The organism is Agromyces sp. NPDC058126, assembly GCF_042884595.1.
GTDB lineage: Bacteria > Actinomycetota > Actinomycetes > Actinomycetales > Microbacteriaceae > Agromyces.
The window spans coordinates 325,555-340,438 of record NZ_JBHVTS010000004.1; the positions used below are offsets into that span (position 1 = coordinate 325,555).

General features: G+C 71.0%; 8 protein-coding genes. 4 read left to right on the forward strand and 4 right to left on the reverse strand.

Annotated features, from left to right (window positions below):
• Positions 1-7: 7 nt before the first annotated feature.
• Positions 8-1,045 (reverse strand): LLM class flavin-dependent oxidoreductase, encoded by a 1,038-nt coding sequence (locus tag ACFVTR_RS14135; RefSeq protein ID WP_387038229.1) that lies wholly within the window; start codon positions 1,043-1,045, stop codon positions 8-10.
• 92 nt (positions 1,046-1,137) lie between these two features.
• The gene (locus ACFVTR_RS14140; RefSeq protein ID WP_387038231.1) at positions 1,138-2,733 is read right to left on the reverse strand and encodes a hypothetical protein; all 1,596 of its coding nucleotides are present in this window, start codon (positions 2,731-2,733) and stop codon (positions 1,138-1,140) included.
• A 221-nt stretch (positions 2,734-2,954) separates the two neighbouring features.
• Here ACFVTR_RS14140 and ACFVTR_RS14145 point away from each other — a divergent pair, with 221 nt between their 5' ends.
• The 3 genes from ACFVTR_RS14145 (at position 2,955) to ACFVTR_RS14155 (ending at position 9,248) form a co-directional block, all read left to right on the forward strand.
• The gene (locus ACFVTR_RS14145) at positions 2,955-5,183 is read left to right on the forward strand and encodes an ATP-dependent Clp protease ATP-binding subunit (protein WP_387038495.1); all 2,229 of its coding nucleotides are present in this window, start codon (positions 2,955-2,957) and stop codon (positions 5,181-5,183) included.
• A 222-nt stretch (positions 5,184-5,405) separates the two neighbouring features.
• A complete protein-coding gene (locus tag ACFVTR_RS14150) occupies positions 5,406-8,663 on the forward strand; it encodes a M36 family metallopeptidase (RefSeq protein ID WP_387038233.1) in 3,258 nt (1,085 codons plus the stop codon).
• 117 nt (positions 8,664-8,780) lie between these two features.
• Positions 8,781-9,248 carry an aromatic ring-opening dioxygenase LigA gene (locus ACFVTR_RS14155; protein WP_376942992.1) on the forward strand — a complete coding sequence of 156 codons (468 nt, stop codon included), beginning with the start codon at positions 8,781-8,783 and terminating at the stop codon, positions 9,246-9,248.
• A 7-nt stretch (positions 9,249-9,255) separates the two neighbouring features.
• On the opposite strand, the gene ACFVTR_RS14160 is transcribed toward ACFVTR_RS14155, so the two are convergent.
• Positions 9,256-10,530: an MFS transporter gene (locus tag ACFVTR_RS14160; RefSeq protein ID WP_387038497.1), complete on the reverse strand. Its 1,275-nt coding sequence runs from the start codon at positions 10,528-10,530 to the stop codon at positions 9,256-9,258.
• A 69-nt stretch (positions 10,531-10,599) separates the two neighbouring features.
• Here ACFVTR_RS14160 and ACFVTR_RS14165 point away from each other — a divergent pair, with 69 nt between their 5' ends.
• Positions 10,600-11,073, forward strand: a complete 474-nt coding sequence (locus tag ACFVTR_RS14165; protein ID WP_387038236.1) for a heme-degrading domain-containing protein — start codon at positions 10,600-10,602, stop codon at positions 11,071-11,073.
• Between the two features lie 46 nt (positions 11,074-11,119).
• Here the strand turns inward: ACFVTR_RS14165 and ACFVTR_RS14170 are convergent, their stop codons facing one another.
• Positions 11,120-14,833, reverse strand: coding sequence for a discoidin domain-containing protein (locus ACFVTR_RS14170; RefSeq protein ID WP_387038239.1), 3,714 nt, complete (start codon positions 14,831-14,833; stop codon positions 11,120-11,122).
• Positions 14,834-14,884: the final 51 nt, after the last annotated feature.

Here is a 14,884-nt window from a genome sequence, read left to right on the forward strand (position 1 = left end):
CCGCCCCCTACTCGACCGGCATGGAAGCCGTCGGCCGCCAACCGAGGCTCGGCGCGACGTGCTCGGCGAACGCGGCGACGAGCCGCAGGTTGAACTCGACGCCGAGCTGGCTCGGGATGGTCAGCATGAGCGTGTCGGCCTCGCGGATCGCGGCGTCGCGCAGCAGCTGCTCGACGAGCTTGTCGGGCGTGCCGGCGTAGGTCTTGCCGAACGTCGAGCGGATGCCGTCGATCATGCCGACGCCATCGCCGTCCTGCCGTCCGCCGAAGTAGAGCTCGTCCTCGGCGGTCGTGATCGGGAAGATCGAACGGCTCACCGAGGTGCGCGGTTCGCCGGGATGCCCCGCCTCGCGCCACGCGTCGCGGAAGGCCCTGATCTGCTGCGCCTGCAGCTCGTCGAACGGCAACCCCCGGTCTTCGGTGAGCAGCGTCGACGACATGAGGTTGACGCCCGCGCGCCCGGCCCACTCGGCCGAATCGCGGTTGCCGGCGCCCCACCAGATGCGTGAGCGCAGGCCGGGCGAGTAGGGCTCGATGCGCTGCATGCCGCGGCCGCCGAACGGCGAGGAGGCATCCAGCTCGGCCATGCCCTTGCCCTCGATCGCCTCGAGGAACCGGGCGAAGTGCTCGCGCGCGAGGTCGGCGCCGCGCGGGTCCTGCGAGCCCGTGTAGCCGAATGCCTCGTAGCCGCGCACGACCGACTCGGGTGATCCCCGGCTCACGCCGAGGGCGAGTCGCCCGCCCGAGATGAGGTCGACGGCCGCGGCGTCCTCGGCGAGGTGCAGCGGGTTCTCGTACCGCATGTCGACGACGCCGGTGCCCATCTCGATGCGCTCGGTGCGTGCGGCGATCGCTGCGAGCAGCGGCATCGGCGAGGCCTGCTGGCGCGCGAAGTGGTGCACGCGGAAGTAGACGCCGTTGACGCCCAGCTCATCCATGCCCTGGGCGAGGTCGATCGCCTGCAGCATCGAGTCGGCCGCGGAGAGCTCGCGCCCGCCGCCGAGGGGTCCGTAGTGTCCGAATGAGAGCGTTCCGAAGCGTTCCACGTGAAACCGGAACGCCGTGCCGCGCACGTCTATTCCTACGCATGGATGCCTCGGCCGACGCGCGGTCGGGCGGTCGACGCGTGGGACTCGCCTCAGGCTCGCGACCGGCGGCGTCGCAGGCCGGCCCCGATCACGAGCAGGGCGATTCCGCCTGCGAGTGCGGGAGCGAGTGGGAGACCCGTGGCCGGAAGGCCCGCGGGGCCCGGAGGTGCGGGCGGAACCGTGGCGGGCGAGGTGGGAGTCGGTGTCGGCGTGGGGGTCGGGGTCGAGCCCGGGATCACCGTGATCGTCGCGGTCGCGGGTGGGGAGATCACCGGTCCGCCGGGCGCCTGGGCGGTCGCGGTGGCGACGTTCGTGACCGAACCGGCATCGGCGTCGGCCTCGGTGACGGTGTAGCTGCCCCGGCACACGGTGGTGTCGCCGGGTTCTCCGGCCGGGGCGAGCTCCTGTGCGTCGCAGACGATCCCGGAGATGCGGTCGTCGTCGATGACGAGGTCGGCGACCGGGATCGTCGAGAGGTTGGCGACGTCGTAGGTGTAGTCGGCGACCTCGCCCGGGGTGTAGCTCCGCGAGTCGTCGACCGTCTTGGTGAGCTGCAGCTGCACGAGCGGATCGACCGCCTGCACGACGACGTTCCGGATGAGGTGCACGTCGTTGAACAGCCCGGTCGAGGCGCTGAAGCCGAACTTGTAGCTCGCGGGCGCGGGTTGCGGGGCGGCGAACTCGAGGACTTGGACGGAGCCGGCGCCGTCGTTGAAGTCGATCGACACGGTGACCTGCGGATCGGGAGCCGGCGAGATGTGCACCGTCACCGTTCGGCGGGTCGGCTCGAGGAGCGCCGCCGCCTCGGCCGGGGTCGCCCCGGTGAGGTCGGGGGCCGGTCCGTGGAGTTCGCCCGGGAGGGTCGAGGTCCACGGACCCGTCGTCGTGAACTGGTCGGCGGTCGCCGTCAGGAAGCAGTAGCCCTGGGTGCCGTCGCCCGGGCCGCGCACGGTCACCATGTTCTCGCCGGGCGCCGGGTTGTAGAACGCCTCGCCGGAGGGGGAGCGCACCTCGCAGCCGTCGCCGCGCCGCTCCCAGTCGCCGAAGAAGTTGCCGAGCACGTCGAGGCCGATGCCGAGGTAGCCGCCCTCGACGCCGGGCAGGAACGGCGGGTTCGGTTCGAAGCCGGGTTCCTTCTGGGCGTAGCCGAGGCTGCCGCCGAATGCGCCGGGGGCGTCGAGCGTGGTCTCGCCGTCGACGAGGAAGAAGGCGATCCCGTCGGCGGCGGCGATCGTGTTCGACCCGTACTGCCATTGCTCGAAGGTGATCTCGACGCCCTGCGTCGCGGGGATCGGCACGTCGTAGAGCACCGCGCCGGCTTGGTCGTTCAAGCGGTCGGTCAATCGGAGGAAGCCGTCGGGTGCGGCGTCGTTCGGCGGGGCCGCGGGGCCCGGTGCCGGGCAGCCGAGCACCGGGTGCAGCCCGACGGGGGTCGCGAGCACGGTCGGCGCGCCCGTCAGACAGGCCGAGCCGTACGCCTGGAAGCCGTCGATCGTCGTCGCCCCGCGGAAGTCCTCGTCGACGACGATCGGCCCGGACGCGGCGGCGAAGGCGGGCACCGCACCGGCGGCGGCGCCGCACAGCAGGGCTCCGGCGATGATGGCGATGCCGGCCGTCGTTCGAGCGCGCGTTCGTCTGCCCCCCATGACGTCAGCATAGGTGAGATGCCGAAGATATGGCAGGTGAGCGGCGGAATCGCGGGATGTGGAGGCGCCGGCGCCACGCCGACGACGCTGGCGCGCCCCGTGGCATCCGTCTACCGTGAAGGCGGGGGAGATTCCGGGCGGAATCCGGAATACCGGCCCACTTCGCAAAGTTGAGTTCAGTAGACTCAAGTTTTGAACGAAGGGAGCAATGAGTGGCAAACATGCAGGGCGCGCCGAACACGCAGGAAGAGCAGAAGTCGGCGCTCGAACAGTTCGGCGTCAACCTGACCGACCTCGCGAAGGCCGGCAAGCTCGACCCGGTGATCGGCCGTGACGCCGAGATCCGGCGTGTGAGCCAGGTGCTGACGCGCCGCACGAAGAACAACCCCGTGCTCATCGGCGAGCCCGGCGTCGGCAAGACCGCCGTCGTCGAAGGCCTCGCCCAGCGCATCGTCGCGGGCGACGTCGCCGAGTCACTGAAGCACAAGCAGCTCGTCTCGCTCGACATCTCGGCCCTCGTCGCGGGCGCGATGTACCGTGGCCAGTTCGAGGAGCGGCTGAAGGCCGTGCTGAAGGAGATCAACGAGGCCGAGGGCGGCATCATCACCTTCGTCGACGAGCTCCACCTGCTGATGGGTGCGGGCGGCGGCGAAGGCTCGGTCGCGGCCTCCAACATGCTGAAGCCCATGCTCGCCCGCGGCGAGCTGCACCTCATCGGTGCCACCACGCTCGACGAGTACCGCGAGTACATCGAGAAGGATGCCGCGCTCGAACGACGCTTCCAGCAGGTGTACGTCGGCGAGCCGAGCGTCGAGGACACGATCGCGATCCTCCGCGGTCTCAAGGGCCGCTACGAGGCCCACCACGGGGTGACGATCTCCGACGCCGCGCTCGTGGCCGCGGCATCCCTGTCGAACCGGTACATCACCGCGCGCCAGCTGCCCGACAAGGCCATCGACCTCATCGACGAGGCCATGTCGCGGCTCAAGATGGAGATCGACTCGTCGCCCGTCGAGATCGACCAGCTCAAGCGCCAGGTCGACCGCATGAAGCTCGAGGAGCTCGCCCTCAAGAAGGAGAAGGACGACGCCTCCAAGGAGCGCCTCGCGAAGCTGCGCGAGACGCTCGTCGAGCAGGAGCGCGAGCTCGCAGGGCTCGAAGCCCGCTGGGCGCGCGAGCGCCAGGGCCTCAACCGCGTCGGCGAGCTCAAGAAGCGCATCGACGAGGCGGTCACCCAGCGCGACCTCGCGCTGCGCGCCGGCGACTACCAGAAGGCGTCGAAGCTCGAGTACGAGACCATCAAGAACCTGCAGCGCGACCTCGAGGCCGCCGAGCAGGCCGATGCCGCAGGCAACGCCGGGGGCGAGCCGCGCATGGTCAACGAGCAGGTCACCGATGAGGACATCGCCGCCGTGATCGCCGCATGGACGGGCATCCCCGTCGGGCGGCTCATGCAGGGCGAGACCGAGAAGCTGCTGCACCTCGAGGCCGAGCTCGGCAAGCGCCTCATCGGCCAGAAGCGGGCCGTGGCGGCCGTCGCCGACGCGGTGCGCCGCTCGCGCGCGGGCATCAACGACCCCAACCGGCCGACCGGCTCCTTCCTCTTCCTCGGCCCGACCGGCGTCGGCAAGACCGAGCTCGCGAAGGCGCTCGCCGAGTTCCTCTTCGACGACGAGCGCGCCATGGTGCGCATCGACATGTCGGAGTACGGCGAGAAGCACTCGGTCTCGCGACTCGTCGGCGCCCCTCCGGGGTACGTCGGCTACGACCAGGGCGGGCAGCTCACCGAGGCCGTGCGCCGGCGTCCGTACTCGGTGATCCTCTTCGACGAGGTCGAGAAGGCGCACCCCGAGGTGTTCGACGTGCTGCTGCAGGTGCTCGACGACGGCCGGCTCACCGACGGGCAGGGCCGCACGGTCGACTTCCGCAACACGATCCTCATCCTCACCTCGAACCTCGGCTCGCACTACCTCATCGACCCCTCGCTGAGTTGGAGCGAGAAGGAGCAGGCCGTCATGCAGACGGTCAGGCAGTCGTTCAAGCCCGAGTTCGTGAACCGCCTCGACGACCTCGTCGTGTTCTCGGCCCTCAGCGAGCAGGACCTCGCCGAGATCGTGAACCTCTACATCGACCGGCTCACCGCCCGGCTGCGCGACCGGCGACTCGCGCTCGGCGTCACCCCCGACGCGCGCGCCTGGCTCGCCGAGCGCGGCTACGACCCGCTGTACGGGGCACGGCCGCTGCGTCGGCTCATGCAGCGCGAGATCGACGACCGGCTCGCCCGGGCGCTGCTCGACGGCAGCATCCGCGACGGCGACACGGTCGTGGTCGGGCTCGCCGACGACGGGGAGTCGCTCACGGTGACTCGCGCGGACGAGGCGGCCGACGCGAACGGCGACGGCGCGGGCTTCGACGACGAGATCGTCGAGGCCGAGCTGCTCGACGACTGAGTTCGCTCCGGGGCATCCGATCGCATGGCGGCGGATGCCCCGTCGTCGTGTCCGGGCGGATGGGTTGCCCCCAGTCCGGGGGAGTGGGGCGCCATACGTCCCCCGATCCGCGTGGTCGATGTCCCCCGTGGGTAACGTGACGGCCGGCTCGTCCGAGGGCCGCGCCGCGGGGCGATCGGGGGGAACGTCCCGCGGATCCCCGGCGTCCCTCCGGAGGTCGTCGTGACCCGTTCATCTGCCGTGGTTGCCGCACTCGCCGCATCCGCGCTCATCGTCGCCCAGCCCGTCGCCGCGTTCGCGGCACCCGGCGCGGAAGCGCCACCCGATCCAGCCGAGGAGTTCGGCACCGCGCTCGTGGCGTACGACGGCGCCGGCGACGTGCGCTCGGTGCTGAACCCGACCGGGCCGCTCACCGAACCCTCGGACGCGGCCGCCGAGGACATCGCGCTCGGCTATCTCGCCGAGCATCGCGACGCCTTCGGGCTCGACGGCGCCGGGCTCGAATCGCTCACCGTCGACGAGGTCATCACCGACCCGAACGGCGTCAGCTACGTGCAGCTGCGGCAGGCCGTCGACGGGATCCCGGTGCACCAGGCCGTCATCACCGCGAGCGTCGACGTCGACGGGAGGCTCGTGCATCTCGGCGGCACCACCGCCGACGTCGCGCCGGCGACTCCCGCTGCAGCCGAGGTGACCGCGGCGGAGGCGATCGCCGAGGCCGCGGTCGTGGCATCCGGTGCCGAGGTCGTCGCCGAGGACCTGCCGGACGCCGCGCAGACGACCGAACGCGACAGCGTCGAGGTGCCGAACTCGATCGCCGTCGAGGGACTCGTCGATCCGACGCCGTTGAAGGCCGAGCAGCGCTGGTACATGGACGACGACGGGCGCAGCCTGCGGCTCGCCTGGGTCACCGACGTCGAGGTCTCGGGCGAGGTGTGGGTCGAGTCGGTCGTCGACGCCGCCACCGGCGAGGTCCTCGCCGAATCGAGCCGCTACGCCGAGGTCGGCCCCGAGGGCGACGTCTTCGACGAGGAGCATCCCGAGGCTGCGGGCGCCTCGCGCGAACTGCACCCGTTCACGGGCATCAACGGCACGTGGGTCGACGACACGACCACGAGCGGCAACAACGTGAACGCGTATCGCGACCTCGACGACAACGACGCGAACGACGAGTACCAGCCGGACACCCCGGCCTCGGGCGACCCCGGCTACCAGGTCTTCGACTACCCGTTCACCGACGCCTGGGCGGTGAATTCCGACTCGAGCCAGGCGAGTCTCGACGCCGACCTCGACGCGATCATCACGCAGCTCTTCTACTACACGAACGTGATGCACGACTACACCTACGAGCTCGGCTTCACCGAGGCGTGGCGCAACTTCCAGGTCGACAACTTCGGCAACGGCGGCAGCGACGGCGACCCCGTGCTCGCCGAGGCGCAGGACGGCTGGGACTTCGGCTGCGTCGACAACGCGTCGAACCCGATCCGCTGCATGAACAACGCGAACTTCGGCACACCGGGTGACGGCTCGAGCCCGCGCATGCAGATGTACATGTGGTCGCTGCCGTTCCGCGACGGCTCGCTCGACGGCGACGTCATCGCGCACGAGTTCGGTCACGGCGTCTCCACGAGGCTCGTCGGCGGCGGCAGCTTCGACTACGGCGACGACCAGACCGGCGCCCTCGGCGAGGGCTGGAGCGACGTGGTCTCGTACCTGAAGTGGAACGACGCCGTGGTCGGTGAGTACGTCACCGGCGACGCGACCACCGGCGTGCGCAACGTCGCCTACGACACCTCGCCGCTCGTCTACTCGGACTACAACGCGTACGTGCCGGGGCCGAACACCTCGCCGCACGGCAACGGCACGATCTGGGCGACCATGGTCTACGCCGTGCGCGCATTCCTCGGCGTGCCCGTCACCGAGCAGCTCGTCATCGACGGCATGAAGAACACCGCGGGCGGCGCGAAGCCCACCTTCGTCGACGCGCGCAACGGCCTGCTCGCGGCCGACATCGCGACCAACGGCGGCGACAACGTCTGCGCCATCTGGTCGGCGTTCGCGCAGCGGGGACTCGGTGAGGGCGCGGTCGCAGCGGGCACGAACGGCCATGCCGCGCAGGTGAACGACAACACCCTGCCCGCCGCTTGCGCACCGACCGCCGACGCGGGTGGCCCCTATGCCACCGACGAGGGCACGGACGTCGCCGTGTCGGGCTCCGGCTCGAGCGCGGGCAGCGACCCGAGCGCCGGCGCGATCTCGGCGTGGGAGTGGGACTTCGACGGCGACGGGCAGTACGACGACGCCTTCGGCTTCAACCCCTCGTTCGACCGGGTCGGGCAGGACGGCACGTTCACGATCGGGCTGCGGGTCACCGACCTGTACGGCAACACCTCGACCGACACGGCCGAGGTCGACGTGGCGAACGTCGAGCCGACCGTGGCGATCGACCCGGTCGCGCCGCTCGACGAGGCGACGCGCACCGCGACGATCACGGGCCTGATCACCGACCCCGGCTGGCTCGACGACCTGTCGGCGACGATCGACTTCGACGACGGCGCCGGCCCGCAGCCGCTGACGGGGGTCGAGGAGAACGCCCGGCCCGACGCGTCGCTCGCCTTCGAGACGAGCCACGACTACGGTGACGACGGGGCGTTCGACGTCGAGGTCTGCGGCTCGGACGACGACGTCACCGTGTGCGAGTCGGTCGTCGTCGCGGTCGCCAACGTCGACCCGTCGATCACGATCGACACCTCTGGCACGCAGAGCTACGACGGGGTCGAGGCGTTCGTGCTCGATGCGGGCGGCAGCGTCACGATCCCGGTGACGGCGACCGACCCGGGCAGCGACGACCTCACCGTCGTCTGGGACTGGGACGACGGCACCACGAGCGACGAGACCTCGCTCGTGAACCCGCCGGCGCTCGATCCGCCGAAGTCGCCGACCGTGCAGCCGCGCGACGTCGAGCTCTCGGCCGATCACGTCTACATCGAGGCCTGCCTCTACGACCTCGTCACCGAGGTGACCGACGACGACGGCGGCTCGGCGGCCGACGAGGCGGCGATCGTGGTCGTCGGCGACGGCACGAAGTCGAAGCAGCACGGGTGGTGGCTGAACCAGATGCGCGTGAAGAACGGCAACGACTTCACGACCGCCGAGCTCGAGTGCTACCTCGACATCGCGGTGTTCTTCAGCACCGTGTTCGACACCCCGCTCGACCGCGACGACGCCGTGGCGATCTTCCACTCGCCGCCGAAGAACGACGCGGCCGAGCAGTTCGACCAGTTCCTGCTGGCGGCCTGGCTGAACTTCGCGAACGGCTCGGTCGACCTCGCGACGCCGGTCAAGGTCGGCGGCGTGACGACGACATGGGGCGACGCGATGCTGGACGTCGAGACGGTGCGCACGAACCCCGCCTCGACCCCGCAGCAGCTGCGGCAGGCGAAGGGCACGCTCGCCTCGCTGGCGACGACCAGCGGCTGAGCGTTCGCGCCGAGCGGCCACGCGGCATCCGTTTTTGCATCGGATGCCGCGTGGCCGTGTCGCTGCGGCGCCCGAATCGCTAGGTTTGGCCCTGAACGACGGTTCGAAGGGGGAGTCATGTCGGAGCAGTTCGAAACGGGTGGAGCGGTGCTCAACCGCACCCAGGTCAATGTGGTGCGACTCACGGGGCTCGCCGGCATCATCGGCGGCATCTTGTTGGTCGTCGTCGCGGTCGTCGCTTGGTTCGCGGTGTCGGCGCAGTTGCGGGCCGAGAACATCGTGATCTCCGACGACGCCCCGATCTTCGCCGGCAAGGTCGTCGACGGGCCGATCGACGCCTACGTGCAGGCGGAGGTCATCAACACGCACGCCCTCGAGATGGCCGACGGCCAGACGTACGCCGAGCTCGACATGGACGACCCGGTCCGGGCGACGGTCATGGACGCCTCGTTCCTGCGTGCCTCGCTGTTCACCTCGGTGGTCGCGTTCGGCGTGGCGCTGTTCGCCGCCGGTGCCGGGGTGCTGTTCCTGTTGTTCGGCTGGTCGATCCGCGTACTCGTGCCGCCGCTGCCGAAGACGTCGTAGCGGCCGCTCAGTCGGAGACGGGCTCGGGCGGCGCGGGCGTCGCCTGAGCCTCGGGCACGCCGTTCGCCGCTGCGGGGATCCGTCGTTCGACGGCGAGGGCGAGCAGCATGATGCCGACGCAGCCGATCACCATCACCGCGATGTACCAGGCGTCGAGGCCGTGCTCGAGCAGCACGCCCGCGGCGACCGGCCCGGCGATCGCGCCTCCCTGGAAGGCCGCCGAGTTGATCGCGTTGTAGCGCCCGCGATTGCGGTCGGAGGCGAGGTCGTTGTAGACCGCCGGCACCGTCGGCTGCAGCATGGTCTCGCCGAAGGCGAAGACGCCCATGAAGGCGAGCACGCCGATCGCGGCGGCGAGCGTGTCGGGCAGGAGGCCCGCGCCGCCGAGCAGCAGCCAGGAGACGGCCCACACGAGCGCCATGACCTGCATGACGCGGGTGCGGCGGTGCCCGCTGATGAGTTTCAGCACGGCGAACTGCAGCAGCACGATGACGGCGGTGTTGATGGCGAACGCGAAGCCGATGACCTGCGTGGAGACTTCGGCGACCTGGCGCGCGAAGGCCGGGAATCCCGCCTCCATCTGGCCGTAGCCGATGAAGACCGCGATGAAGGTGAGCAGCGTCAGCCACAGCACGACCGGCTGCCGGATGATCTCGCGGTAGCCGCCGACGGGCGGGGCGTCTGCGTCGTGCTCGGCGTGCGTGCGCACGTGGCGCAGCGGGCCGAGGAGCAGCGCCATCGGGATGAGGCTCGTGGCTGCGTCGACCAGGAAGATGGTCGTGAACGTGCCCGGGTCGTCGACGTCGATGAAGAAGCCGCCGACGATGCCGCCGACCCCGATGCCCAGGTTGACGAGGGCGAAGTTGATGCCGAAGTACTGCTGGCGCAGCTCGCCCTCGACGATCGAGGCGATGAGCGCGTTGAAGCCCGGCCACGAGACGCCGAAGTTGATGCCGATGAGCACGAGCGCGACGGCGGCGACGGCGGGGGTCGTCGCGAAGGCGAGGAGCGCGCAGCCCACGATCATCGCGGTGAGGCCGACGAGCAGCACGATCCGGGCGCCGAAGCGATCGATGAGGGTGCCGCCCGGGCCCGTCACGACGAGCCCGGTGATCGCGATCAGGCTCATGAGCGCGCCCGACAGCCCGAGCTCGAAGCCACGCACCTCGTGCAGGTAGATGATCGTGAACGGCAGCGTGAGACCGCGCCCGAGCGTCTGGATGGCGACGGTCGACAGCAGCCAGCGCCCCTCGGTCGGCAGGGCGGCCCAGAACGTCTTCATGCCGGTCACTCAGACATCTTGGCGGAAACCACCGACATCGGCGGACCGGGGCGGCGGTACGCTTCGAGCATGAGCGCACTGCTCGGCCGCCTCGAGGCCGAAGACGACGAGTTGCGGTTCGCCGCGTTCACCCTCGACGACGCCTGGGTGCTCGGCACCCGGCTGCGTGCGACCGCCGCGGAGCGCGGCCTGCCGATCGCGATCGCCATCTGGTTCGGCCGGCAGCGCGTCTTCCACGCGGCGCTGCCCGGCGCGAGCGCCGACAACGACGGCTGGCTCGACCGCAAGCACCACGTCGTCGAGCGCTACGGCACCTCGTCGTTGCGGGTCGGCGAGGAGTTCCGCGCGAAGGGCGAGGACTTCGACACCCACGCGCGGCTCGATCCGCAGCAGTACGCCGCGCACGGCGGGGTCGTGCCGCTGCGGCTCGTCTCGGGCGCGCTGATCGGCGCGGTCGGCGTCTCGGGGCTCCCGCAGCTCGACGACCACGAACTCGTCGTCGAGCACCTCCGCGCGATGCTGGGCGAGACGCCCGAGCGGTGACGGTCCGCCCAGGTTCTCACCCGGACGGATCGCCGCCGCCGGCGGCTCACTGAGCCGACTGGTTGCCGCGACCCGGGTCGACCCCCGGGGGGAGCACGCGCAGCGCGATCAGACCAGGGTCGCCCTCGGCCCACCCGGTGGTGATCGCCACGTACCGCGCCGTCGCATCGACGACCGCTGACCCGCGCGGCGCACCGGCCTTGATCGATCCGACCTCGCGGAACGTGATGCCGTCGTCGCTCACCGATACGGTCGCCGCCGGGGCGCCCCCGTCGTCCCACTGCGTGGTGACGGTGCCGATCGGCTGCGCCGAGCCGAGGTCCGAGACCATGCGGCCGTCCGCCCCCGGGGTCCACGCGGTGCGGGTGTCGCCGTCGACGGCGGCCTGCGGCGAGGTCATGCCCTCGGGCAGCACGGATGCCGGGAACGTGAGCGTGCTCAGCGCCAGGTCGGGCACCGGGAACGGGGTGGCGCCCGAGAAGGACGTCGCGGCCGCGACCTTCGGCTTTCGCACGGGCAGCGTCCGTGTCTCGCCGGTCTCGACGTTCGTCACGTCGAGCGTCGGCGGGACGGCTGCCGCGTCCCCGCCGTCCGGCCTCACGACGCGCACCGTGCGGCCGTCGAGCACCGACACCGAGACGCCGGCCGCCCGGGCGGCGGCCACGGTCGGCACCGTGGCGCGGGGAGCGAGCACGACGGCGTCGCCCGCGGGCACCGTGACGGTGAGGTTCGAGGCATCCGATCCGAGCACCTGGTCGCCGGCGAACAGCGCCACGGTGTCGCCGACGTAGGGGACCGTGACGTCGGTCGTGACGTCGGCGCCGGTGAGGTTGAAGGCGGTGAGGTAGCCGTCGAGCGAGCTCACGAGCAGTCCGTCGGCGCTCGGCTGCGGCGCGGCGTCCTGCGCGGCCGTCGCGTCGGCATCGCCAGGCACCATCTCGACGAGCATCGGGTCGTCTCCGCCGCCAAGGCGCACGGTGTTGATCCCCTCCTTCTCGCTCGACACGGTGATCGGGGCCTGTCCCCCGCGCACGACGTAGCCGGCCGTGCCCTCGACGTTGATCCACGACCCCTCGGTCGTGGTGACCTGGTCGCCCGTGTAGCGGAAGCTCGCGGCATCCTGCCAGGCCTCACCGTCGGCCGAGACCTGGATGCGGTACTCGCGACCAGCCGAGACCTCCCAGCCCAACTGCACCTGCGCGATCGCGGTGGGGGCGCCGAGGTCGACCTGGATCCACGAGTCGGCCCGGGTGCGGTCGGCGCGCGACACGGCCCAGCGCGAGGCGGGATCGCTGTCGGTCACGCTCGACGGGGCGCGTCCCGAGTCCGAGCTCGATGCCGTCGCAGGCTTGCCCGCCGCGGCGTCGACACCGGTCGCCGTCAGCGCGCGCATCGAGTAGAGCGAGTAGCCGTAGGCGGGGTCGCCCTGCACGCCCTGCATGCGCACGAACCTCGCCTCGACCGGAGCCGGGTCGGTTGAGCCCGCCGGGGTCAGGTCGACGGTGTCGAGGCGTGCGACGTTGGCGTCGGCGCTGCCCGTGTAGGCGGTCTGTGTGGTCCAGGTCTGACCGTCGGACGAGGTCTGCACGAGATAGCGCTCCCCGGCGCTCGCCTCCCAGGCCAGACGCACCGAACCGACGGTCCGCTCCGCGCCCAGGTCGACCTGGATCCACGAGTCCGCACGCGTGCGCTCGGCGACGGCCACGGCCCAGCGGGAGGCGGGATTGGCATCGGTGACCGTCGAGGCCCGACGGGCCGGGTCTTCGCTCGACGCGGTCGCGGGTCGTCCGGCGGCGAGGTCGGTCGTGGCCTCGGCATCCGTCCCGTAGGCGTGCAGCGAGTACAGGGAGTAGCCGTAGCGGGCGTTGCCCTGCTGGCCCTGGATGCGTACGAAACGCGCCGACACCGGGTCGAACGACAGGTCGTCGATGCGGGCGGCGTTCGCGTCGGCCGGGTTCGGCGGCGTCACGACGGGCAGGGTGTCGGTGGCCGACCCCTCGGCCGTGGAGTAGGTGCGCGAACCGTCGAGGCCGTTGTAGCCGCCGAGGTCGAGGTTGCGCACCGAGACGGTGCCGTCCTGCCAGCCGGCGCCGGTCGAGGCGTACAGGGCCGCACCGCTCGGCAGCGTCACCTGGCCCGCGTAGCCGTCGCCGATGCGGAAGACGGATGCCGTGCCCTCGAAGCCGTCGCGCGGCCCGGTGTAGGTGCTCGTGCGTCGCTCGTCGACGGTCGCCGCCGAGTTCGGGTACAGGTAGGGCGTCGCGCCCGAGAGTGCGAACAGCCACGAGTCGTGGCCCGGGGCCCAGGGGAACTTCAGGAAGCCCTTCTTGCTGGATGCCGCCGCCCACGCATTCGCGGACTGCTGGACCGTGAGGCCGGGGCCGGCGCCGAAGTCGCGCACACCCGCGAGCCCGGCGAAGAACTCGTCCTGCGGCGTGGGCTGCACGACGCCTTCGGCCGACTCGGCGGCCTCGACGTGCAGCAGGTAGGAGATCGCGATCTCGGCGCGCGCCTCGGGTTCGTACTTGGGCTCGCCCGAGAACTTTGCGAGCCGGTCGACCGGCTTGTACGCCTGGTACGCCTCGAGCGAGGCGGCCATGTTCGCCTCGGCGCGCACGGCGTCGGGGTCGCGCAGCACCTGCCCGAGGAACGCCATCGGGATCACGTCGCGGCCGTAGAGGTACTCGCGGTCGTTGACCATCGGCATGAACGGCTCGCCCTGGTTCGACATCACCATCTCGATCGAGCGCCAGAGTTCGGCCGAGTTCGGCTGGTGCTTCAGGTACTCGGGGACCGGCTGGTCGTTCAGGATGAACTGGATCGCGTTGCGCCCGCCCGAGCGCCAGATGTCGGACTGGTAGTGCGGGCCGAACGATCCGTGGTTCTCGACGAGGTAGGTGTCGTAGATCGTCTGCAGCGTGTTCGTCGACACGGGCTTCCCGGCGACGACGGCCGGGTTGTTGAGGTCGGCGGTGGGCTGTCCGGCGGCGTTGCGCGCCCAGTCGCCGAGCTGCTCGTTCCAGCGTGAGGCATCCGCGTGGTCGGGTGCCCAGGCGAGACCCGGCGCGAGCGCCTGCGTGTACACGCCGGCCTCCTCCTGCGCGGTGTCGCCCTCGTGCTTGCCGGTCGGCCAGTCGGCCGTCCACGAGCCCGAGAGCGGGTCGTCGCCGTGGTCGAGGTCGGACGAGTAGGTCGACTGCCCGACGGCAATCGTCTCGAGGTTCTGCTGCGTCGTGGCGTCGAGCTGATCCCACAGCACCCGCCCCGCGTCGAGGAAATACGACTGGAACGTGGAGTCCCAGAACATCTTCTTGCCCCAGGTGCCGTTCGGGTCGACGAAGCGGTTCTTCGCCGCGTAGTAGCGGATCGTGTCGATCGTGCGCTGGGTGAGCTGGTCCTTCGAGATGCCGGTGACCTCGGGGTCGTAGTCGCCGTGCGTGACGATCACGGCGTTGCCGAGCACGACCGCGAAGTTGAAGTCCTTGAACTGGTAGGCGTTGATCGCCGGATCCCAGACCGTGTTCACCCAGCGCGTGTGGCGCAGCAGGGCGGCGTAGTAGTCGGCCGCGATCTCGTCGGGAGCGCCGAAGGCGACGGCCTTCGCGAACGGGGCGGCGGATGCCTGGGCTGCGGGTGCGAGGGCGGCCGGCGCGAGGCCGGCGAGCGGCGCGGCGAGGGCCGCCGCGATGGCGAGGGCGATGGTGCGGCGCCGTCGGGGTGAGCTCGCGCAGCGAGCGGTGGTGGGGCCGGAGGGGGCCATGGTGTCTCCTGGATTCAGCGGGCCTTCGGGGTGCCACGTGCGGATCGACAG

Excerpts from the sequence above, each read along its gene's own strand:
- ACFVTR_RS14140 (WP_387038231.1), bottom strand. The coding sequence starts at position 2,733 with ATGGGGGGCAGACGAACGCGCGCTCGAACGACGGCCGGCATCGCCATC.
- ACFVTR_RS14145 (WP_387038495.1), top strand. The coding sequence starts at position 2,955 with ATGCAGGGCGCGCCGAACACGCAGGAAGAGCAGAAGTCGGCGCTCGAA.
- ACFVTR_RS14155 (WP_376942992.1), top strand. The coding sequence starts at position 8,781 with ATGTCGGAGCAGTTCGAAACGGGTGGAGCGGTGCTCAACCGCACCCAG.
- ACFVTR_RS14160 (WP_387038497.1), bottom strand. The coding sequence starts at position 10,530 with ATGAAGACGTTCTGGGCCGCCCTGCCGACCGAGGGGCGCTGGCTGCTG.
- ACFVTR_RS14165 (WP_387038236.1), top strand. The coding sequence starts at position 10,600 with ATGAGCGCACTGCTCGGCCGCCTCGAGGCCGAAGACGACGAGTTGCGG.
- ACFVTR_RS14170 (WP_387038239.1), bottom strand. The coding sequence starts at position 14,833 with ATGGCCCCCTCCGGCCCCACCACCGCTCGCTGCGCGAGCTCACCCCGA.